The 20,023-nt window shown below is 64.5% G+C and carries 20 protein-coding genes; 9 read left to right on the top strand and 11 right to left on the bottom strand.

From position 1 onward, the window contains the following. The first annotated feature begins 3 nt into the window (after positions 1-3). Genes BLS51_RS27400 through BLS51_RS27380 form a run of 5 tightly spaced genes read left to right on the top strand, consistent with a single transcriptional unit; the run spans position 4 to position 3,885 of the window. Positions 4-894 (top strand): glycosyltransferase family 2 protein, encoded by an 891-nt coding sequence (locus tag BLS51_RS27400; protein WP_090192104.1) that lies wholly within the window; start codon positions 4-6, stop codon positions 892-894. A 15-nt stretch (positions 895-909) separates the two neighbouring features. Beyond that, positions 910-1,785 (top strand): glycosyltransferase family 2 protein, encoded by an 876-nt coding sequence (locus BLS51_RS27395; RefSeq protein ID WP_090192107.1) that lies wholly within the window; start codon positions 910-912, stop codon positions 1,783-1,785. 14 nt (positions 1,786-1,799) lie between these two features. Next, a complete protein-coding gene (locus BLS51_RS27390; RefSeq protein ID WP_090192110.1) occupies positions 1,800-2,216 on the top strand; it encodes a sugar 3,4-ketoisomerase in 417 nt (138 codons plus the stop codon). Positions 2,217-2,223: 7 nt separating this feature from the next. Further along, on the top strand, positions 2,224-3,336 hold the full coding sequence (locus BLS51_RS27385) for a DegT/DnrJ/EryC1/StrS family aminotransferase (protein ID WP_090192114.1): 1,113 nt from the start codon (positions 2,224-2,226) through the stop codon (positions 3,334-3,336). A gap of 3 nt (positions 3,337-3,339) precedes the next feature. Further along, complete coding sequence (locus BLS51_RS27380) at positions 3,340-3,885, top strand: GNAT family N-acetyltransferase (protein ID WP_090192117.1); 546 nt, start codon at positions 3,340-3,342, stop codon at positions 3,883-3,885. Here BLS51_RS27380 and BLS51_RS27375 read toward each other — a convergent pair whose 3' ends face one another. From BLS51_RS27375 to BLS51_RS27335, 9 genes are read right to left on the bottom strand one after another with little or no spacing between them, the layout of a single operon-like run. Further along, positions 3,886-5,226, bottom strand: a complete 1,341-nt coding sequence (locus BLS51_RS27375) for a class I adenylate-forming enzyme family protein (RefSeq protein ID WP_175472710.1) — start codon at positions 5,224-5,226, stop codon at positions 3,886-3,888. Between the two features lie 2 nt (positions 5,227-5,228). Further along, entirely contained in the window at positions 5,229-5,462 is a 234-nt protein-coding gene (locus BLS51_RS27370; RefSeq protein ID WP_090192121.1) for an acyl carrier protein, read from the bottom strand. Further along, positions 5,452-7,314 (bottom strand): HAD-IIIC family phosphatase, encoded by a 1,863-nt coding sequence (locus BLS51_RS27365; RefSeq protein WP_090192123.1) that lies wholly within the window; start codon positions 7,312-7,314, stop codon positions 5,452-5,454. The genes BLS51_RS27370 and BLS51_RS27365 overlap by 11 nt, the downstream gene beginning before the upstream one ends. Further along, the gene (locus BLS51_RS27360; RefSeq protein WP_229207777.1) at positions 7,311-8,558 is read right to left on the bottom strand and encodes an SDR family oxidoreductase; all 1,248 of its coding nucleotides are present in this window, start codon (positions 8,556-8,558) and stop codon (positions 7,311-7,313) included. The genes BLS51_RS27365 and BLS51_RS27360 overlap by 4 nt, the downstream gene beginning before the upstream one ends. Continuing rightward, on the bottom strand, positions 8,522-9,538 hold the full coding sequence (locus BLS51_RS27355) for a 3-oxoacyl-ACP synthase III family protein (protein WP_090192125.1): 1,017 nt from the start codon (positions 9,536-9,538) through the stop codon (positions 8,522-8,524). Before BLS51_RS27355 ends, BLS51_RS27360 begins: the two co-directional genes overlap by 37 nt. Continuing rightward, positions 9,535-10,233: an MBL fold metallo-hydrolase gene (locus BLS51_RS27350; RefSeq protein WP_090192127.1), complete on the bottom strand. Its 699-nt coding sequence runs from the start codon at positions 10,231-10,233 to the stop codon at positions 9,535-9,537. Before BLS51_RS27350 ends, BLS51_RS27355 begins: the two co-directional genes overlap by 4 nt. 1 nt (position 10,234) lies before the next feature. Continuing rightward, positions 10,235-10,957, bottom strand: a complete 723-nt coding sequence (locus BLS51_RS27345) for an SDR family NAD(P)-dependent oxidoreductase (RefSeq protein ID WP_229207778.1) — start codon at positions 10,955-10,957, stop codon at positions 10,235-10,237. Continuing rightward, positions 10,954-11,256: a hypothetical protein gene (locus BLS51_RS27340; protein WP_090192131.1), complete on the bottom strand. Its 303-nt coding sequence runs from the start codon at positions 11,254-11,256 to the stop codon at positions 10,954-10,956. Before BLS51_RS27340 ends, BLS51_RS27345 begins: the two co-directional genes overlap by 4 nt. An 18-nt stretch (positions 11,257-11,274) precedes the next feature. Then, entirely contained in the window at positions 11,275-11,859 is a 585-nt protein-coding gene (locus tag BLS51_RS27335) for a GNAT family N-acetyltransferase (protein WP_229207779.1), read from the bottom strand. 161 nt (positions 11,860-12,020) lie between these two features. Between BLS51_RS27335 and scpA the strand changes: the two genes are divergently transcribed. The 3 genes from scpA (at position 12,021) to BLS51_RS27320 (ending at position 16,074) form a co-directional block, all read left to right on the top strand. Further along, positions 12,021-14,303 (top strand): methylmalonyl-CoA mutase, encoded by a 2,283-nt coding sequence (gene scpA, locus BLS51_RS27330; protein WP_090192133.1) that lies wholly within the window; start codon positions 12,021-12,023, stop codon positions 14,301-14,303. A gap of 4 nt (positions 14,304-14,307) precedes the next feature. Continuing rightward, positions 14,308-15,306, top strand: a complete 999-nt coding sequence (meaB, locus tag BLS51_RS27325; RefSeq protein WP_090192135.1) for a methylmalonyl Co-A mutase-associated GTPase MeaB — start codon at positions 14,308-14,310, stop codon at positions 15,304-15,306. A gap of 114 nt (positions 15,307-15,420) precedes the next feature. Then, positions 15,421-16,074, top strand: coding sequence for a hydrolase (locus tag BLS51_RS27320; RefSeq protein WP_090192138.1), 654 nt, complete (start codon positions 15,421-15,423; stop codon positions 16,072-16,074). 69 nt (positions 16,075-16,143) lie between these two features. Here BLS51_RS27320 and BLS51_RS27315 read toward each other — a convergent pair whose 3' ends face one another. After that, positions 16,144-16,566, bottom strand: a complete 423-nt coding sequence (locus tag BLS51_RS27315; protein ID WP_090192139.1) for a CBS domain-containing protein — start codon at positions 16,564-16,566, stop codon at positions 16,144-16,146. After that, positions 16,556-17,035, bottom strand: coding sequence for a VOC family protein (locus tag BLS51_RS27310; RefSeq protein WP_217636506.1), 480 nt, complete (start codon positions 17,033-17,035; stop codon positions 16,556-16,558). The genes BLS51_RS27315 and BLS51_RS27310 overlap by 11 nt, the downstream gene beginning before the upstream one ends. A 66-nt stretch (positions 17,036-17,101) precedes the next feature. On the opposite strand from BLS51_RS27310, the gene BLS51_RS27305 reads away from it, so the two are divergent. Continuing rightward, positions 17,102-19,948: an O-linked N-acetylglucosamine transferase family protein gene (locus BLS51_RS27305; RefSeq protein ID WP_090192143.1), complete on the top strand. Its 2,847-nt coding sequence runs from the start codon at positions 17,102-17,104 to the stop codon at positions 19,946-19,948. Positions 19,949-20,023 lie beyond the last annotated feature (75 nt).

Genomic DNA, 20,023 nt, shown 5'->3' with positions numbered 1-20,023 from the left:
CGCATGCCACTGCCACTCGTCAGCATCGTCATCCCGTCGTACAAGCCGGGACACTTCGAACAGACCCTGAAGACGGCCATCGGCCAGACCTATCCGCGCATCGAGATCCTGGTCAGCGACAACTGCCCGACCGAGGAGATCCGCGACATCTGCGCCAGATATCCGCAAGTGACCTACCAGCGCAACACCGCGCTGCGCGACAAGAACGTGCTGGGCGCCTTCTTCTCCGGCAAGGGCGAATTGATCAAGCCTCTGTTCGACGACGACCTGCTGCATCCGTTCTGCGTCGAGCGCATGGTGGCGACGATGAACCAGGAAGCCAGCGTGCAGCTGGTGTTCTCGGCTTCGCAGGTGATCAACATCGACAACGAACGGGTCGCGCCGCGCCGCCCGTATGAGGTCAACGGCAGCATGTCGGGCCGCGACCTGCACCGCAGCCTGCTGCTGGGCGAACGCAATATCGTCGGCGAATTCAGCACCATCATGTTCCGCCGCGAACGGCTGTGGGAGATCGGCCCGCTGCGCCTGTTCCACTACGGGCAGCAGGACTGCACCTTCGGCCTGGCCGACGTTGCCGCCTACATCAACCTGGCCGGCAACGACAATGTGTTTTATATCGACGAAGAGCTGTCCTACTTCCGCAAGGACAAGCGCCACGAGTCCTATTCCAACTACCGCCATAATCCCGACGTCATCCGCTGCCTGTCCGACTCGATCGACCTGCTGCTGGAATCGTATGACGCCGGCGTGGTCACTGGCGAGGAAGTGCTGTCGCTGTGTGCGCGGGTGGAAGGCATACCGGCGGAACTGAACGAGGTTTTCCCGCTGATTAATGTGTCACAGCAGCGCTACCGGGACTATCTCGCGCGCATCGGCGCGGCCGCGTCAATTTGAGGAGCAAGAGAACACATGAGTTTGCCATTAGTCAGCATCGTCATCCCCTCGTACAAGGCGGCGCATTTCGAGCAGTGTCTGCGCTCGGCCATCGGCCAAACCTATCCGCGCATCGAGATCCTGGTCAGCGATAACTGCCCGACCGAGGCGATCCGCGATATCTGCGCCAAATACCCGCAGGTGATCTACCAGCGCAACACCGCCATCCGCGACAAGAATGTGCTGGGCTCCTTCTTCTCCGGCAAAGGCGATTTGATCAAGCCCTTGTTCGATGACGACATCCTGCACCCGTTCTGCGTCGAGCGCATGGTCGCCACCATGAATATGGATCCGGGCGTGCAGCTGGTGTTCTCCGCCTCGCAGGTCATCAACGTCGACAACGAGCGCACCGAAACGCGCCGCCCGTATGAAGTCAGCGGCAGCATGTCCGGGCGCGACATGCAGCGCTCGATGGTGATCGGCATGCGCAACGTCATCGGCGAATTCAGCTCCATCATGTTCCGCCGCGACCGCCTGTGGGAGATCGGCACCAAGGGCCTGTTCCACTACGGCGCCTGGGACTGCACCTTCGGCCTGGCCGACGTCGCCGCCTACTTCAACCTGGCGCAGGACGGCACCGTGTTCTACATCGACGAGGAGCTGTCCTACTTCCGCCACGACCAGCGGCTGGAGTCGAACTCCAACCCGAGCGTCAATCCCAACTTCGGCTACTGCTTTTCCGACTACATCGATCTGGCGGTGGAATCGCAGCTGGCCGGCGTGATCTCGAACGAAGAACTGGTGGCGCTGCGCGACACCGTCGACGGCGTCGCCGCCCGCCTGAGCGGCGTGTTCCCGATGGTGGCCACCTCGCAGCAGCGCTACCACGACCATATTGCAGCCCTGGGCTGAACGGAGAAACGACCATGATGGACCAATGCCGAATTATCGACCTGCCCAAGCACCACGACCCGCGCGGCAACCTGTCGGTGATCGAGGGCGGCATCCATGTGCCGTTTGACATCAAGCGTGTCTACTACCTGTACGACGTGCCGGGCGGCTCCTCGCGCGCCGGCCATGGCCACATCGAGCTGCAACAGCTGTTCATCGCCATGTCGGGCAGCTTCGACGTCATCGTCGACGACGGCTACGAGCGCAAGAAAATCCACCTGAACCGTTCGTACTACGGCCTGTACGTGCCGGGCATGATGTGGCGCGAGGTCGAGAACTTCTCGTCCGGCGGCGTATGCCTGGTGCTGGCCTCGACACTGTACGATCAAAAAGACTACTACCACGACTACGACGAATTCGTCGCTGCGGCACATCATCACAAAACCAAGTGAGCATGACATGAGCGTTCCCTTCCTCGACCTGAAAGCAATCAACCTGGCGCAGGGCGCCGAGCTGGAAGCCGCGTTCAAGCGCGTGCTCAATTCCGGCTGGTACATCCTCGGCTCGGAAACCGCCGCTTTTGAAGCCAGCTTCGCCGAATACTGCGGCAGCGCGCACGGCATCGGCGTGGCCAACGGCCTGGATGCGATCTTCCTGATCCTGAAGGGCTACGGCATCGGTCCCGGCGACGAAGTCATCGTGCCATCCAACACTTTCATCGCCACCTGGCTGGCGGTCAGCCATTGCGGCGCCAGGCCGGTGCCGGTGGAGCCGGTGGCAGGCACCTACAACATCGATCCTTCGCTGGTTGAAGCGGCCATCACCGCCAACACCAAGGCCATCATCGCGGTCCACCTGTACGGCCAGCCGGCCGACATGCAGCCGCTGAAAGACATCGCCAAGCGCCATGGCCTGAAGCTGATCGAAGACGCGGCCCAGGCACACGGCGCGCGCTACCACGGCGGCGTCGCCGGCCAGTTGGGCGACGCGGCAGCCTTCAGCTTCTACCCTGGCAAGAACCTGGGCGCGCTGGGCGACGGCGGCGCCGTCACCACCAGCGACGACGCGCTGGCGGAACGCATCCGCACCTATCGCAACTACGGCTCCAAGATCAAGTATTACAACGACGTCCCCGGCTACAACTCGCGCCTGGACGAATTGCAGGCAGCCCTGCTGGCGGTCAAGCTGCCGGCGCTGGACGCGGGCAACCAGCAGCGCCGCGCGGTCGCCGCCTATTACCAGCAGCACCTGGCCGGCATCGACGGCCTGACGCTGCCGGAGATTCCATCGTGGGCCGAGCCGGTATGGCACTTGTACGTGGTGCGTCACGCGCAGCGCGACCGCCTGGCCAAGAAGCTGGCGGAAAAGCAGATCGGCACCATCGTCCACTACCCGGTGCCGCCGCATTTGCAACCGGCATATGCGGACATGGGCTACAAGGAAGGCGACTTCCCGATCGCCGAAGCGATCCACCGCGAGGTACTGAGCCTGCCGGTATCGCCGACCATGACGCTGGACGATGCCGCCGAAGTGGTGGCTGGCGTCAAGTCCGCGCTGGCGGAGCTGGGCTGAGCGATGTTCCGCAAGCCGCGTTCAGTACGCGGACGGCAGTTGCTGTTCCGCGACGCCACCGTGGCGGATGCGGAATTCATCCTCGCCTTGCGCACGGATCAGAAGAAGGGTGAGTTCCTGTCCGCCACCACGCCGGACGTGCAGCAGCAGCGCGACTGGCTGACGCGCTACGCGTCCGACGACACGCAGGTCTACTTCATCATCTGCAAGCCGAACGGCACGCCGGTGGGCACCGTGCGGCTGTACGACCAGCGTGGCGATTCCTTCTGCTGGGGATCATGGATCAAGAGCGATGGCGCGCCGAGCGGCTTCGGCGTCGAATCGGCGCTGATGGTGTATGACTTCGCGCTGCAAGTCGGCTTCCAGCGCGCGCACTTCGACGTGCGCAAGGGGAATGCGTCGGTGATTCAGTTCCACGAGCGCTTCGGCGCCGTGCAGGTCGGCGAAACCGGCGACGACAACCTCTACGAAATGAGCAACGCCGCCATCCAGGCGGCGCTGCAGCAATATCGCAAATACCTGCCCGACGGCGCCGCCGTCGTCTTCTGATTACTCGCGGCGGATTTTCTTCTGGCGCGCGCTGTGCAGCGGGCCTTCGGTCAGCACCACCTTGGCGGGCACCTTGAACGGCGCCAGGTGCGCCAGGCATTCGTGGCGGATGCGCTTCTTCAGGCTTTCCGCCGTCTCCGGCTGGTCCACCACAATCTTCGCCACCACGATGTTGCCGAGCAGCGCGTGCTTCTCGCCATACACCGCCACGTCCTGCACGTTGTCCATCTCCAGGATCACACTTTCAACTTCCGACGGGTAGACCTTCTGGCCGGCGACGTTGATCAGGTCCGTCACCCGGCCGAGGATGCGGAAGTAATCGCCATCCACTTCCACCTGATCCTGCGTGTTGAACCAGCCATCAGCGTCAAACTCCGACGGCGCGTTCAGGTAGCCGATCATCGCGTACTGCGATTTGATCCACAGCACGCCATCCACAACCTTGGTCTGGAAGCCTTCGCCGCCCACACGCACCCACAGCGAACCGTCTTCACGCGACTGCGAGCGCAGCACGCCCACTTCCGACAGGCCGTAAGTTTGCAGCAGATCGACGCCAGGGAACTGCGCGCGCACGCGGTCCAGCGTCGATTGCGGCATGACTTCGGTTCCGTAGGTGATGCGCTTCAGCGACGACAGGTCGTACTTGTTTTGCAGGTGAGACGCCATCATCAGCGTCAGGAACGATGGCGTGGCAGGCAGCAGCTCCACCTTGTACTTCTCGATCGCTGCGCAGATGTTGGCCACGGAGCGGTCCGCCACTGTCACTACCGTGCCCAGGCTCGACGTGATCGCTAGAATGGTGTTGATGCCGCCGAAGTGGTCGATCATCAGGAACGGGATCGCCACTACCGGCGTGCGCTGCTTGCGGAATTTCTCCGCGACCTGGTTGAAGTCGTGCAGGATGCCTTTCGGCTTGCCGGTCGAGCCGGACGAGAACAGCACCATGCCCGGGGTGCCGCGATGGCGGAATTCATTCAGCAGCGCGTTGTCGCTCTTCAGGCCACGATGGGTAATCGCGGCGTCGCGGCCTGCCGCGTCGAACTCCACATACCATTCGCAGCCGGAGACCGACAGCGCCACCGACTCTTCCACCACCGAGGTGCGCGTCAGCGGAATCACGATGCTGCCGTTGCAGCCCAGCGCCATGATCATGCAGAACACTTCCGGCGAGTAGTCGCCCAGCACCACCACGGTGTCGCCGCGCTGAATGCCGGCGGACTGCACGCGCTGGTAAAAATCATCTATCGAGGCGACTACGCCGCCATAGCTGACTTCACGGCCTTCGTGGATGAAGGCGATGCGCTCCGGCGCGGTCTGGAATCGTTCGATCAGCCATTCCATGGTCACACTCCCAGGTCGTTCAACACCAGCTTGATCAGTTTGTAGGAGGTGATATTGCCGGCGTCTTCGTCGGGAATGGTCACCTTGAATTCTTCTTCCAGCGCCAGCACCAGGTTCATATGGCGCAGCGAGTCCCAGCTTGGCACGTTGTCCATGCTGGAGTCTTCATTGATCGTGGCAGCATCCACGTTCAGCATGGTGGCCATTACTTGTTTCAGTGCGTCTTCATTCAACATAAGTCATCTCTATCCATGGATTGGGGGGCGCGGCGAAATCCGCTGTGGCGACGGCGTATCTGCGCACGCCTTCGCTGGTTTGTTCTTGCTCGTTCATGCCGAGGCGGGTGTAGAAATCCACCACCTGGGCATTCTTTGCGCTCGGGATGAATTCCGCGCGCAGTTCGGTGCAGCCGCGCTGTGCGGCGTCGGCGGCGATGCGGGTCCAGATGCCCGTCTCGACGCCGCGCCCGATCACGCGGCAGCTCATCAGGAAGTTCTCGGCGATGGCGGTGGCGCCGTCGTAGCGGATCACCGCCACGCCGGTCAGGCCGGCATTGCCGAATTTGTCGCTGACCACCAGCGAGTACACCGCATGCGTGTCGCCGTCCATCATCTGCTCGATCTCGGCCACGCTGTAGCGGCGCGTGGTCAGGTTGAACTGGTTGGACTTCTGCGACAGCTCGCTGATGCGGCCGGCGCTGGCGCGCGCGTTGCGCGTCAGTTCCACCTTCAGTTCCAGCGACGCCAGGTACTCTTCCTGCGAACCGGATTGCGCCTTCAGTTCCTCGGCGCCGGCGCGCTGGCGGTATTGTTCGGTCTTGCCCTTGCTGTCGGCGGCGATGCCGCCGGCCAGGAACAGCGATTTGATCTCGGCCACCACGCGCGGGTAGTCGGACAGCGTGGCCGGCACCTGCACGGTCTTCACCATCGGCAGCTGCTGGCGCACGGCTTCGCATTCAAACGACGAATCGTCGAGGAAGACTATGCTGTCCAGGCCCACATTGAGTTCCTGCGCCAGTGCGCGCAGATTGGAGGGCTTGTCTTCCCAGTTGACCTTCTTGGCCACCAGTTGCGATTCCTTCAGTACCATGTCCGGATGCTTGTGCAGCACTTCATCGACATCGTCCGGGTTGTTCTTGGTGATCAGCGCCAGCAGGATGCCTTGCCGTTCCAGCGCGGCGAATTCCTGCTGCATGCGCCAGAAGATATTGCCAGGGTAGTCGTAGGGTCCGAGCTTGATGCCGTTCAGCAGATCTTCGCCGATGACGCCGCCCCACAGCGTGTTGTCGCAGTCTAGCGCCAGCACCTTGTAGAAATGGGCGCCGAAGCCGCGCGCGGCGGCGGCGATGCGGCACGCCAGTTCGTTCATGTAGGCGCCGGTGTACGGCGCCTTGCTGCGGAAGTAGAAACGCGTGTCAAAGGCCGAGTGCCGGCCGACCGTGCGCACGATGTCATCGGTGTCGATCAGGCGGATGTTGGCGTAGGCGGCGGCTTCTTCGCGCAGCGCGGCGTTGAAGCGCGCCAGCACCAGTGCAACCGCGTCCTGGCCGCCGGCATCGGCGGCGCTGCCCATGCGGTGGAAGGTGCCGAGATAGATCGCCGGCACGGCGCGCGCCTTGTCAAACGCCATGCGGTAGCGCTGGCGCAGTTCCGCTTCCTTGGCGTCGATGATGGACGGGTCCAGGCTCTCCAGCTGCGCTTCAAATGATGGCAGCAGGTTGTCGAAGAACGGCAACAGCACGATTTGCTCGACGCCGGCCTGCGCGAACAGGTCGATGTCGCCGATCGGGTCGTCGTAATTGCCGGCCACCAGTTCGATCCTGGCGCCGTTCAGCAGGCCGTGCTTGCGCAGGTAGATGTTCAGCAGGTCGACCGTGGCGGAGGATGAGATGCCGATCTTGACGGTGCGCGGCTGTTCTTCCTTTTCCAGCGCTGTCACGGCTTGCGTCAGCTGCATCATGGTGCTGTCGGCTTTCGCCAGCACCGCCAGCGCGGCGTCGCGTGGCGACAGCGCAGACGCAGCGACGGCAGCGGTTGCGCCAGTCGCGGTTGAGGCAGGAGCGCCAGGCGTCGTTGGGCTTGCGCTCATCGCATCGCCATCCCGCCGTTGACGGCCACGGTGTCGCCAGTGACAAAGCCGGCATCATCGGACACCAGATAGGCCACGGCCGCCGCCACGTCGGACGGCTTGGCCAGGCGGCGCAATGGCGTCTGGCGCGCGATCATCAGCTGCGCCTTTTCAGGGATGTCGCCGATCAGCGTGGTTTCGCACATGCCTGGCGATACGCAGTTGACAGTGATGCCCTGCGGGCCGAGTTCCGCCGCCATGTAATTGGAGAACACCTGCAATGCCCCCTTGGCCATCGCATAACCGGTCCACGTCACGGACGGCTGGCCATCCAGCACCTGCGAGGTGATGTTGACGATGCGGCCCCATTTGCGCGCGGCCATGTCCGGCACCACGGCGCTGGTCATCAGGAAGGCGCCTTTGACCTGCACGTCGAGCTGCTGCTGCACGTCGGCCCATGCGGTCACGCCGAACGGTTTCGGATTGATATGTGGCGAGGCGTTATTTACCAGCACGCTCACCGCGCCGAAAGCCTTCACCGCCGCTGCAAACAGCGCCTGCGCGCCAGCCTCGGTGGCGATATCCGCCTGCACCGCCAGCGCCCGCCCGCGACGCTTGCCCTCGCCGCCAACGGCGGCATTGATCTCGGCGACAATCTGCGCCGCGCGGTCGGCCTGGCCGCGGTAGTTCACCACCACGTCAAAGCCATCCGCTGCCAGACGCTGGCAGATCGCCTTGCCGATGCCGCCGGCGCCGCCGGTCACTATCGCCACGCGCGGACGCGCGTCGGCCGCCGGCCTGGCTTCCGGCTCCGCCGCCACCAGCACCTTGACCTTGCCCACACCAGTCAAAATCAACTGCTGGTTCTGATTGACGATTCTGGTATCCAGCTCCAGCAAGCGCTCGCGCTCATGCTTCTTCACCACTGTGGCACTGATGGTCAGCACATCGCCCAGCCGCACCGGCAGCAGGAACTCCATATTCTGCGACACCCACAGCGCACCAGTGCCCGGCAGCTTGGTGCCGATCACCGTCGAAATAAACGAAGCGCCCAGCATGCCATGCACCACGATATCCTTGAACGACGTGGTCTCCGCATACGCGCGGTCCACATGCAGCGGATTGTCATCGCCGGTCATCTCGACGAACTTGCGCACATCGGCTTCGGTGATGTGCTTGGTCAGCGTCTGCGTCTCGCCAACCTGGATGGCATCGAAATCCTTGAACATCACGCCGCCTTCCGCACCGGCATATGCCAGCGCCATACCGAAGCACCAAAGTTGAAGCCGGCGCCGACCGCCGCCAGCACCACCAGCTGGCCATCCTTCATCAAGCCTTTCGACACCGCCTCGCTCAACGCGATGCCAACCGAGGCCGCGCCGGTATTGCCGATCTCCTGCACATTGGTGAAGGTCTTCTCCATGCCGTAGCCCATCTTGCGCACCACGTACTCGATCATGTTCAGGTTAGCCTGATGGAACACCAGGAACTCCACCTCTTTCGGATCGATGCCGCTCTTGGCGCAAGCCTTGCGGATCACCGTCGGCAAGTGTGTGATCGCCTGCTTCCAGGTGGCGATGCCGTTCATCTCCATGTAGTCCACCGACGCGTCCCATTCACGGTCCCTGGAGCCGAAGCTGGAACCGCCGCCGCGCATACGCACCGCCTCGAAGTTCGAACTGTCGGTATGGAAAGCCGACGCCATGATGCCCTTGCCCTTCTCGGTGCGGGTCAGTACGGCAGCGCCGGCGCCATCGCTCATGTAGATCGCCGAATTGATGTCGGCGCGGTTGATGTAGCGCGAATTCAGCTCGACGCCGATCACCAGCGCATTGCGCACCGTCGGATCGACCAGCATGCGGTCCGACGCCACCGTCAGGCCGGTGACGAAGCCGGCGCAGTTGGCCTGCACGTCAAAGATCTGCGCATGCGGCGCCTTCAGCAGCATCTGCACCTTGGCCGACACCGGCGGGAAGATGTAATCGCCGGAGAAGGTGCAGACCACGATCAGATCCACCTCGTCAGCCGGAATACCGGCCATGTCCAGCGCGTTCTGCGCCGCCTTGGCGGCATAATCGGAGGCCGAATCCTCAGGCCGCGCCAGATAACGGCGCTTGATGCCGGTCTTCTCCATGATCCACTCCGGGCCAACCTCCAGGTTGGCGCACAGCGTTTCGTTATCTTCGATCAGGTCGGGCAGATGATGGCCCACGCCGGCGATGGCGACGCCGCTATCGATAGTCATAGTTCTACAGCTTTCGTTTCAGTGGAATGGGGCAAGCCCAGGAATTCAAGCAGCGCGCGATTGGTCGCGCGCACCTCGGCGCCGCTGGCGCAACCGCCATGGCCCGGATAGACGATGCGCTCCGCCGTCAGCAGCGGCCACAAGGCCAGTATCGATTGTTTCAGCATCTCGGGCTGCTCGCCCGGCAGATGCGACAGGCCGACGCCGCGCGTGTAAATGGTGTCGCCGGTGAACAGCGCGCTGCCCAGTTCAATGATGCAGGAACCCGGCGTATGGCCCGGCGCGCCGTGGAAAGTCAGCGCGTGGCCGGCCACATCGACCGACTCGCCGCTGGCCACCGCCGTAATCTCGCCCGGCTGCTCGATGCGCGAGGCCAGCTTGAACGCCATCAGCAAAAAATTCGACGCCTTCAGCAGCTTGCGGTCGGCACCGTGCAGATACACCGGCACGCCGAATTTCTTCTGGAAGAACGCGGCCGAACCGGCATGGTCGAAATGGCCGTGCGTGCAGAACACCGCAGTCGGCGTCAGCGCCAGCTGCTGCATGGCCAGGTCGATGGCGGCCGGGTCCAGCCCACCGTCGATCAGCACGCAGCGGCCGTCGCCGGTGCCGCACAAATAAGCATTGGATGGAAACTCGCCGCTGGTCACTCGCCAAACGTCGCCGCCGCCCCAGTGACCGACCGGCGCCAGCATCTTAGTTGACTCCGCCCAGGAACACGGTCTGCGCGGTGATCTGCGACGAGCGCTCGGCGGCGAAGAAGTCGATCACGTTGAGAATATCGTCTTCCTTCGACATGCGCGGCACCGGCAGGCCGGCGATGATGGCGTCGATCTTGTCGCGCGGCAGCTGCGCCAGCATATCGCTTTCGATGGCGTTGATGCCCAGCGTGTTGCAGGTGACGTTCATCGTCGCGAACTCCTTGGCCATCACATTCGCCAGGGTCGACAGGCCGGCCTTGCAAGCGGCGTACATCGAATCGCCGATCGGTTCCAGCGAGGCCGCCATCGAACCGATGTTGATGATGCGGCCCCATTTACGCTTGCGCATCATCTTGGCGGCTTCGCGCGACACCATGAAGGGGCCGAGCAAATTCACGTTGACCATCGCCTGCGCGGCGGCCGGCGGCATGATCATCGAATACTGCGAGGTCAGCACGGCGGCGTTGTTCACCACGATCTGGATCGAATCGGTCACCTGCTTCAGCGCCGCAAAGCCCTTGATGACGGACTCGGTGTCGCCTACATCCACCTCGAAGTGGTGATAGTTCGGGTGCGCGATCGAACCGGCGCCACGGGCGAAGCCGATCACCTTGTCGGCGCCGTGGTTCAGAAAGTGCTCGGCGATGGCCTTGCCGACGCCGCGACGGCTGCCGGTCACCAGCACCACTTTGCCTGCGTACAGACCTGCGCTCATCATTTGCCCTCGTTGACCAGGATCATGATGTAGTTGAGCAGGGTCTGCACGTCGTCGAACGGCGAGATTTCCTGGCTCATGGCACGGTCGTCGGTCAGGCTGATGCTGCGGCCCAGCGCGGTCGACACATCGCCTTCAACGTCAACGATCACCGACACCAGCGCCAGCGAATCCAGCGTGGCGTTGGGTCCGAACAGCGGCGTGTTCGGGCCGGCTTCGAATTTCTCGTCGTCCGCCAGTTCGTCGTTCAGGTTCTGCAGGGCGCGCAGAATGATTTCCAGCACATTCTCTTTAGTCAACATCAAATCTTCCTTGGGGGGTTAAGCGTGGGTGCGGCGGGCAGCGGTGATCAGGGCGTTCATGCGGGGATAGGACTGCGTGCGGGCTTCTTCCACCAGCAAGCCGAGGATCACGGCGTCCTGCCATTTGCCGTCGATGAAATAATGGCTGCGCATGCGGCCTTCTTCCTTCATGCCCAGATACTTCTGCCACTTCACCATCAGCGGATTGCCGGAGGCCACCGTGCCGTGCAGGCGGATCAGGTCCAGCTTGTCGAAGGCAAATTCATACAGCAGCTTCATCGCCTCGACGGCAGCCGGGATGCCCTTGGCGGCCTCTTCGTCGCCGATCAGGAAACGCCCGGTTTCCGCATGGCGGTTGACCTTGTTGATGCCCACCAGCGACAGCATGCCGATGGCGCGGCCATCCTTCAACTCGATCATGAAATTATATTCGGAGGCTGGCCGGCTAGCAATCCAGGCAGCCTGTTGTTCGACCGTGGCGGCGCCGGCGTTCAGCAGGCGGGCGCGGTCGGCCTGGCGCCAGGCGAAGGTCTGGGCGGCGTCGTCGGCGCGCATCATGCGCAGCGTGACAAATTCACCTTCCAGTTTGACGGTATCGTTCACAAAAGCTCCGGTTTGGCATGTTATTAATGCGGACCAACTTTACCATAAGCGCCGGGGCTTGCGGTCCGTAAAACAGGGGGGTGTTGCCCCGTCTGTCTTTTTACCCACAAGGTGTCGGGCTGCACGGTACAATCGGCGCATCTTATTCGGCAAGGCACCCAATGGAACACCCGCGCGCACCGACTCCCACCCCGTCGCTGGACGACTGGCGCAAGGCGGCCGCGCGCTCGGCTCCCGGTGGCGACGCAGCGCGCCTGGACACTCCGCAGGCCGATGGCATTACGCTGAAAGCGCTGTACACGGCAGCCGACCTGGAAGGCCTGCCGCACACCGACACCCTGCCCGGCTTTGCCCCCTTCGTGCGCGGCCCGCAAGCCAGCATGTACGCGGCGCGGCCGTGGACCATCCGCCAGTACGCCGGTTTCTCGACGGCGGCCGAGTCCAACGCCTTCTACCGCCGCGCGCTGGCCGGCGGCGGCCAGGGCGTATCGGTGGCGTTCGACCTGGCCACTCACCGTGGCTACGATTCCGACCATCCGCGTGTCAAGGGCGATGTCGGCAAGGCCGGCGTGGCAGTCGATTCGGTCGAGGACATGAAGATCCTGTTTGACGGCATCGACCTCGGCAAGGTGTCGGTATCGATGACCATGAACGGCGCCGTGCTGCCGGTACTGGCCGGCTACATCGTCGCTGCCGAGGAGGCTGGCGTGGCGCCGGAACAACTGTCCGGTACCATACAGAACGACATCCTGAAGGAATTCATGGTGCGGAATACCTATATTTATCCGCCCGAACCGTCGATGCGCATCGTTGCCGACATCATTGCCTACACGGCACAGCACATGCCGAAGTTCAATTCCGTGTCGATTTCCGGCTACCACATGCAGGAAGCCGGCGCCACGCCGGCGCTGGAACTGGCGCTGACCTTGGCCGATGGCATGGAATATGTCCGCACCGCACTCGGCAAAGGCATGGATGTGGATGACTTTGCCGGCCGGCTGTCATTCTTCTTCGGCGTCGGCATGAACTTTTACCTGGAAGTGGCCAAGCTGCGCGCGGCGCGGCTGCTGTGGTGCCGCATCATGCAGGATTTCGGCGCCAAATCGCAGAAATCGCTGATGCTGCGCACGCATTGCCAGACCTCCGGCTGGTCGCTGACGGTGCAGGACCCGTACAACAACGTGGTGCGCACCACGGTGGAAGCGATGGCCGCCGTGTTTGGCGGTACCCAGTCGCTGCACACCAACTCGCTGGACGAAGCGATCGCGCTGCCGTCCGAATTTGCCGCGCGCATCGCCCGCAACACCCAGCTGATCCTGCAGGAAGAAACCCAGATCACCAACGTCATCGACCCCTGGGCCGGTTCCTACATGATGGAAAAGCTGACGCAGGACGTGGCCGACCAGGCCTGGGCCATCATCCAGCAAGTCGAGCAGATGGGCGGCATGACGCAGGCGGTCGGCTCCGGCTGGGCCAAGCTGAAGATCGAAGCGGCGGCGGCCGACAAGCAGGCGCGCATCGATGCCGGCAAGGACGTGATCGTGGGCGTCAACAAATACCAGAGCGGCATCGAGGACCAGGTCGAGGCGCGCGAGATCGACAACAGCGCCGTGCGCGAGCAGCAGATCGCCCGGCTGGCCGAGATCCGCGCCGCGCGCCACCAGGCGGCAGTGGGCGCGGCGCTGGCCGAACTGGGCGTGGCGGCGTATGAGGGCCACGGCAACCTGCTGGAACTGGCGGTGCGCGCCACCCGCCTGCGCGCCACCGTCGGCGAGATTTCCGACGCGCTGGAGCAGGCCTGGGGACGGCATCGCGCGGCCAGCCAGAGCGTGTCTGGCGTGTATGCGGCGGCGCTGGCGGATGACGAGAACTGGACCCGTTTGCGTGGCGAAGTCGAACGCTTCGCGGAAGAACAGGGCCGCCGGCCGCGCATCATGGTCGCCAAGCTGGGACAGGACGGGCATGACCGTGGCGCGCGCGTGGTCGGATCGGCGTTTGCCGATCTTGGCTTCGATGTCGACCTGGGGCCGCTGTTCCAGACGCCGGAAGAAGCGGCGCGCCAGGCCATCGAGAACGATGTGCACGCGCTTGGCGTGTCATCGCTGGCGGCCGGCCACAAGACGCTGGTGCCGGAACTGATTGCCGCGCTGCGTGAGCAAGGGGCGGACGACATCATCGTGTTCGTCGGTGGCGTGGTGCCGACGCAGGACCATGGCTTCCTGTATCAGGCCGGCGTCAAAGGCATCTTCGGCCCCGGCACGCCGATCCCGCTGTGCGCGGCAGAAGTGCTGCAACAGATCCGCGAAGTCCTGGACGGCCCGGCGGGCGATGGTCACGCGGCCGCCAGCGACGCGCCCGTGCCCGCGTGCGCCGACGATGCCGAGGCAGCAGCAGCGGTCGCCCTGGCGCTGGGCGCAACGGCCGGCACCTCCTCCATCACCTGACCGCATGGCAATCGCGCCTGACGATGCCGCCCTTGCCGCCGCGCTGATCGGCCGGCAGCGACGCGCGCTGGCCAAGGCCATCACGCTGGTGGAATCCACGCGTCCCGACCACCGGCTGCGCGCCCAGGCGCTGCTGGACCACTTGCTGCCGCATACCGGCAAGGCACTGCGCATCGGCATCAGCGGCGTGCCGGGCGTCGGCAAATCCACCTTCATCGAAAGCTTCGGCATGCACTTGCTGGAGCAGGGCTTGCGGCTGGCGGTGCTGGCGGTCGATCCCTCGTCGCCGCTGACCGGCGGCTCCATCCTCGGCGACAAGACCCGCATGGAGCGCCTGTCGCATCAGGAAGCCGCCTACATCCGGCCCTCGCCGGCGCGCGGCGCGCTGGGCGGCGTCGGCCACCAGAGCCGCGAAGCCATGCTGGTGTGCGAGGCGGCCGGCTTTGATGTCGTCATCGTCGAAACCGTCGGCGTCGGCCAGAGCGAAACGGCGGTCGCCGGCATGTGCGACGTATTCCTGCTGCTGCAACTGCCGAATGCCGGCGACGAACTGCAAGGCATCAAGAAAGGCATCCTCGAACTGGCCGACATCATCGTCTACAACAAGGCCGACCTCGACCCGCGCGCCGCCGCCGTGGCGGCCGGACAGCTGAAAGCCGCGCTGCACATGCTGCGTCCGGCCTCGCCGCACTGGCAGGTGCCGGTGCTGCAAGCCAGCGCCAGTACCGGCGCCGGCATCGCTGATGTGTGGGCGGCGTTACAGCGGCACAAAGCCGCCATGCAGCAAAGCGGCGACTTCGAAGCGCGCCGCCGGCACCAGGCGCAAGCGTGGATCTGGCACATCATCGAAGCCGGCCTGCAGGAACGCTTCCGCAGCGACGACGCCATCCGCCAGCAGCTACCACAAGCGCTGCAACAGGCGGCCGACGGCGAGACCAGCCCCGCCACCCTGGCGGCACAGTTGCTGGACACCTTCTTCGATCATCGAAATTTTCGAAAATAAGACGGTAAGTTTTCCGCTTTTTGAATGCATTGGGCTCCCGCATAATGCATTCCATCAGCGCAGAACACAGCGCCAAACACCAAATCGAAAATTTTGAACATTTAGGAGAGTATTATGCCAACCGCCATCGCCAAACCAGGTCAAACCCTGCTGAACCCAACCAACCACACCCTGATCATGATCGATCACCAGTCGCAGATGTCGTTTGCCACCAAGTCGATCGACCCGGTCCAGCTGCGCAACAACGTCGCACTGGTGTCGAAAGCCGCCAAGGAATTCAAGGTACCGACCATCCTGACCACGGTAGCGGAAAAATCCTTCTCCGGCCCGATCTTCAACGAGATCAAAGACGTGTTCCCGGACGAAGTCGCCATTGACCGCACCACCATGAACACCTGGGAAGACCCGCGCATCGCCGAGCGCGTCAACGCCATCGGCAAGGACAAGATCGTGCTGGCCGGCCTGTGGACCTCGGTATGCATCGTTGGCCCGGCACTGTCCGCCCTCGACCAGGGCTTTGAAGTCTACGTCATCACCGACGCCAGCGGCGACGTTTCCGACGAAGCGCACGAACGCGCCGTCGAGCGCATGATCCAGGCCGGCGCCCGCCCGATGACCTCGTTGCAATACCTACTGGAACTGCAACGCGACTGGGCCCGTGGCGAGACCTACAACGAAACCGTCGCCACCTCGATCGCCCACGGCGGCGGCTACGGCCTCGGCCTGATCTACGCCAAAACCATGTTCAACGCCTCCGAAGCCCACTAAAAAAACCGGGGTCAGTTCTGCCAAATGTACATGAGCTCGTGTACGTTTGGCAGAACTGACCCCGGTTTTTCAGGATTCTTCGTCGGAGTGGCGGCTGTGCAGGCTGCGCAGGATGTCGCGCCAGCTGAGGATGCCCACCAGGCGGTCGTCGTCGCTGAGGATGGGGATGCAGGAGATCGCGTGCTCGCTGAACATGTCGATCGCCGCGTCCACCGTGGCGTCTTCGCGCAGGCATTTCGGCTTGCGCGACATGATCTGGTGCACCCGCTTGTTCAGCGTGGCGGCGTCCTTGTAGGTTTCGACGCTGGTGCCGATGTTCGGGCTCAAGGCCTTGAACAGGTCGCGGTCCGACACCACGCCCAGCAATTCGCCATTCTCCAGCGCCAGCAGGTGGTGGAATTTGCTGTGGTCGAAAATCTCTTTGACCAGGCCCAGCGTGTCGTCCAGCCCCACCGTCACTACGTTGCGGCTCATGATGTTTTTAACCAGCATTCCGACCTCCACGATACGCGGCTATCACCTCGGCCGGCGCCTGCACCAGCTCGATCAGCACGCCGGCGCCGCCAATCGGAAATGCTTCATTCGCCTTGGGATGCAGAAACACGATGTCGTGCCCGGACGCGCCCTTGCGGATGCCGCCCGGCGCGAACCGCACGCCCTGCGCCGTCAGCCACTCCACCGCCAGCGCCAGGTTGTCCACCCACAGCCCGATGTGGTTCAGCGCCGGCTGGTCCACGCGCGGCGAGCGCGCCGGGTCCAGCGGCTGCATCAGGTCCACTTCCACCTGGAACGGTCCGCTGCCCAGCAGCACGATATCCTCGTCGACGTTCTCTTTTTCGCTGACAAAATGGCCGGATGGCGCCAGCCCCAGCATGTCGACCCACAGCTTGCGCAGCGGCTCCTTGGAGGCGGCGCCCACCGCGATCTGCTGCAGGCCGAGGATTTCAAATGGTCTAGCCATCATCACTACTGTCTCACTTTGTATGCGAAGATTGAATCCTAGACGGATTCAGCCGACAATACCAGCATGAGCTCCAGCCAACCCAGCGACGAATCGCATCTGCAGGAACTGAACCGGGCCCTTGCCGCCAACGAACTGACGCAAGCGGCCAAGGTGGCGTTTGTATTGGCCAAGCGCGGCAGTTTGCCGATCATGCAACTGATCGGCCTGGCCGGGCTGATGGGCCACGCCGGCCAAGCCGCGCGCGCCGCCGAGCTGTATCACCTGTGGCTGCGCTGCACCGAGTCGCCGCTGCTGTTTGCCGCCTGGTACAACCTGGGCGTGCTGCAAATCCAGGCCGACGAGCAGCAGGAAGCCGAACAGTCGCTGCGCGCGGCATTGGCCATCAAGCCGGATTTCATCGACGCCCGCATGGCCCTCGGCAGCCTGCAGGAACGCCTGCGCCAGCATGAGGCAGCCTTGTCCACCTGGCGCGCGGCGCTGGCGCAAATCGATCCCGACCATCCCGCCAGCCGGCCGCAACAGATCCAGGCGCTCAACAGCGTGGCGCGCGTGGCGGCGCTGCGCCAGCACTATCCTGAAGCCGAAGACGCCTGCGCGCGCAGCCTGCTGCTCGATCCGAAACAGCCGGACATTGCCGCCCAGTGGATCCAGCTGCGCCAGCAGCAATGTGCCTGGCCGGTGTGCGCGCCGCTGCCCGGCCTGGCCGAAACCGAACTGGCCAACAGCGCCTCGGCTGCCTCTTCGCTGTGCATCAGCGACGATCCGGCCGAACAACGGGCCGCAGCCGGCCGCCATCCGGTCAACCGCGCCGCCGCGCCGGCGCCGCTGGCCGACGAGCAGGGCTATCTGCACCGCAAGCTGCGCATCGGCTACCTGTCGTCCGACTTCGGCAGCCACGCCGCCCGCCTGACGGCCGAGCTGTACGGCCTGCACCAGCGCGAGCAGTTTGAAATCTACGGCTTCAGCTGGAACGAGGAAGACCGCAGCGGTCTGCGCGCGCGCGTCGCGCCGCAGATGGACCACCATATCCGCCTGACGGTGATGAGCGACCTGCAGGCGGCGCAAACCATCCGTGCCCACGAAATCGACATCCTGGTCGACCTGCACGGCCTCGGCGCCGACGGCCGGCCCGGCATCCTGGCGCACCGCGCGGCACCGGTGCAGATCAGCTGGCTCGGCCATCCGGGCAGCAGCGCCATGCCGGCGGTCGACTACATCCTGGCCGACGCCTTCGTGCTGCCACCGCAACTGGCCGCCTCCTTTAGCGAACAGCCGCTATACCTGCCGGACTGCGTGCAGCTGCACGACCGCCGCCGCGCCGCCGTCCCCCCGTCCGCGCCGGCGCCAACCCGCACCAGCTGCGGCCTGCCGGAAGACGCCTTCGTGTTCTGCAACTTCAACAGCAGCCGCAAGCTGGCGCCGGCACAGTTCGCCGGCTGGATGCGCATCCTCAAGCGCGTGCCGGGCAGTGTGCTGTGGCTGGCTGCCGATAGCGAGCCGGTGCGCGACAACCTGCGGGTGGCGGCATTGCGCCATGGCGTCGCCAGCGAGCGGCTGCTGTTTGCCGCGCGCGTGGCGCCCGCCGATTTTCTGGCGCGGCTGCAACTGGCCGACCTGTGCCTGGACACGCAGCCGTTCAGCGGCGGCGCCGCAGCCGCCGATGCGCTGTGGGCCGGCGTGCCGCTGCTAACCCAGGCCGGCGACAGCTACGCCGCCCGCCTCGGCGGCAGCCTGCTGCACGCCATCGACCTGCCGGAACTGGTGACGCACAGCGCCAAAGCCTATGAAGACAAGGCCGCGCGCCTGGCCGGGAAACCGGAGGAGCTGGCGCGCCTGCGCCGCCGCCTGGCCAAAAACCGCGACAAGGCACCGCTGTTCGACACGCCGAAACTGGTGCGCGAACTGGAACAACTATACCTGCAAGTGGCGCGCGGCACGCTGCAACAGGACGGCGCCGCATCCCGGCCGGACGTCAGCCTGCCGCTGGTCAGCATCCTGATCCCGACTGGCGACCACGACAGTCCCGAGCAGCTGGAATACACGGTGCGCAGCGCGCTCGACCAGCACTACGGCCGCTGCGAAATCATCGTCAGCGACAGCGGCAAGGGCGACGCCCGCCGCCGCAGGCTGGCCAGGCTGCAGGCCGCCCATGCCAGCCTGCGCTACAACCGCGCCCCCACACTGGATGCCGGGAGCAACCTCGACCACTGCCTGACGCTGGCCCTGGGCGAATACATCGCGGTCGCCCCGCCCGGCGAGGTGCTGCACGCCGACAAGATCAGCCGCATGATGCACTTTTACCAGGCCTATCCCGCCATCGGCCTGGTGGCCTGCTGGCGCCAGCCGGTCGACGCACACGGCCAGCCGCTGCCCGGCGCCCCCTTGCTGCCGGCCGAAACCGCGCTCAGCGGCGCCTCGCTGGCGGCGGTGCTGCTGGCCAACGAACGCGGCGCCGGCGACGTGCTGTGCCAGCCGGCCAGCCTGCTGCTGCGCCGCGAGCAACTGGGCGCAGCCTTCGGCCACTACCGGGGACGGCGCTACCGCCCGCTGGCTGGCGTCGCCACCGCGCTGGCAGCGCTGACTGGCCGCGAATGCGCCTACCTGCCGGCCCCCCTGTCCAGCTACCAGCCGGCCGCAGCGCTGCCGCCAGCTGGCGCCGAGGCGCAACCGGAAGGCCTGCAAGCGGCGCTGGAACGCCTGTACCTGTTGTATGAAGACCACACCCGCCAGAATTTCCTGACCGATGGCGCCACCTTCAAGGCACTGCTGGCCAGGCGTCTCGACGCCCTGACCACACTGGTGCGCGACCACCACGCCACGCTGGCCGCTGGCGACCCGCAACGCAGCGTGATCCTCCAGCAGGCGCTGAGCCAGGGCTATCATTTGCTGCTGGCGCCCGCCGGCGCCTAAACCGCCCCACCAGACTGGATGTGAATAACTCACCTTCCTGCATGGCAGCAGCCACGCCGCCATCTCGCTGCTGCA

The sequence above is a fragment of the Duganella sp. OV510 genome, assembly GCF_900100205.1.
Lineage (GTDB): Bacteria > Pseudomonadota > Gammaproteobacteria > Burkholderiales > Burkholderiaceae_D > Rugamonas.
Note: the sequence above shows the minus strand (reverse complement) of the source record. Positions and strands in the feature narration are given on the sequence as shown.

What these genes read in the sequence shown, in the direction of transcription:
- BLS51_RS27400 (WP_090192104.1), top strand. Translation starts at nt 4, where the DNA reads ATGCCACTGCCACTCGTCAGCATCGTCATCCCGTCGTACAAGCCGGGA.
- BLS51_RS27395 (WP_090192107.1), top strand. Translation starts at nt 910, where the DNA reads ATGAGTTTGCCATTAGTCAGCATCGTCATCCCCTCGTACAAGGCGGCG.
- BLS51_RS27390 (WP_090192110.1), top strand. Translation starts at nt 1,800, where the DNA reads ATGATGGACCAATGCCGAATTATCGACCTGCCCAAGCACCACGACCCG.
- BLS51_RS27385 (WP_090192114.1), top strand. Translation starts at nt 2,224, where the DNA reads ATGAGCGTTCCCTTCCTCGACCTGAAAGCAATCAACCTGGCGCAGGGC.
- BLS51_RS27380 (WP_090192117.1), top strand. Translation starts at nt 3,340, where the DNA reads ATGTTCCGCAAGCCGCGTTCAGTACGCGGACGGCAGTTGCTGTTCCGC.
- BLS51_RS27375 (WP_175472710.1), bottom strand. Translation starts at nt 5,226, where the DNA reads ATGGAATGGCTGATCGAACGATTCCAGACCGCGCCGGAGCGCATCGCC.
- BLS51_RS27370 (WP_090192121.1), bottom strand. Translation starts at nt 5,462, where the DNA reads ATGTTGAATGAAGACGCACTGAAACAAGTAATGGCCACCATGCTGAAC.
- BLS51_RS27365 (WP_090192123.1), bottom strand. Translation starts at nt 7,314, where the DNA reads ATGAGCGCAAGCCCAACGACGCCTGGCGCTCCTGCCTCAACCGCGACT.
- BLS51_RS27360 (WP_229207777.1), bottom strand. Translation starts at nt 8,558, where the DNA reads ATGGCGCTGGCATATGCCGGTGCGGAAGGCGGCGTGATGTTCAAGGAT.
- BLS51_RS27355 (WP_090192125.1), bottom strand. Translation starts at nt 9,538, where the DNA reads ATGACTATCGATAGCGGCGTCGCCATCGCCGGCGTGGGCCATCATCTG.
- BLS51_RS27350 (WP_090192127.1), bottom strand. Translation starts at nt 10,233, where the DNA reads ATGCTGGCGCCGGTCGGTCACTGGGGCGGCGGCGACGTTTGGCGAGTG.
- BLS51_RS27345 (WP_229207778.1), bottom strand. Translation starts at nt 10,957, where the DNA reads ATGATGAGCGCAGGTCTGTACGCAGGCAAAGTGGTGCTGGTGACCGGC.
- BLS51_RS27340 (WP_090192131.1), bottom strand. Translation starts at nt 11,256, where the DNA reads ATGTTGACTAAAGAGAATGTGCTGGAAATCATTCTGCGCGCCCTGCAG.
- scpA (WP_090192133.1), top strand. Translation starts at nt 12,021, where the DNA reads ATGGAACACCCGCGCGCACCGACTCCCACCCCGTCGCTGGACGACTGG.
- meaB (WP_090192135.1), top strand. Translation starts at nt 14,308, where the DNA reads ATGGCAATCGCGCCTGACGATGCCGCCCTTGCCGCCGCGCTGATCGGC.
- BLS51_RS27320 (WP_090192138.1), top strand. Translation starts at nt 15,421, where the DNA reads ATGCCAACCGCCATCGCCAAACCAGGTCAAACCCTGCTGAACCCAACC.
- BLS51_RS27315 (WP_090192139.1), bottom strand. Translation starts at nt 16,566, where the DNA reads ATGCTGGTTAAAAACATCATGAGCCGCAACGTAGTGACGGTGGGGCTG.
- BLS51_RS27310 (WP_217636506.1), bottom strand. Translation starts at nt 17,035, where the DNA reads ATGGCTAGACCATTTGAAATCCTCGGCCTGCAGCAGATCGCGGTGGGC.
- BLS51_RS27305 (WP_090192143.1), top strand. Translation starts at nt 17,102, where the DNA reads ATGAGCTCCAGCCAACCCAGCGACGAATCGCATCTGCAGGAACTGAAC.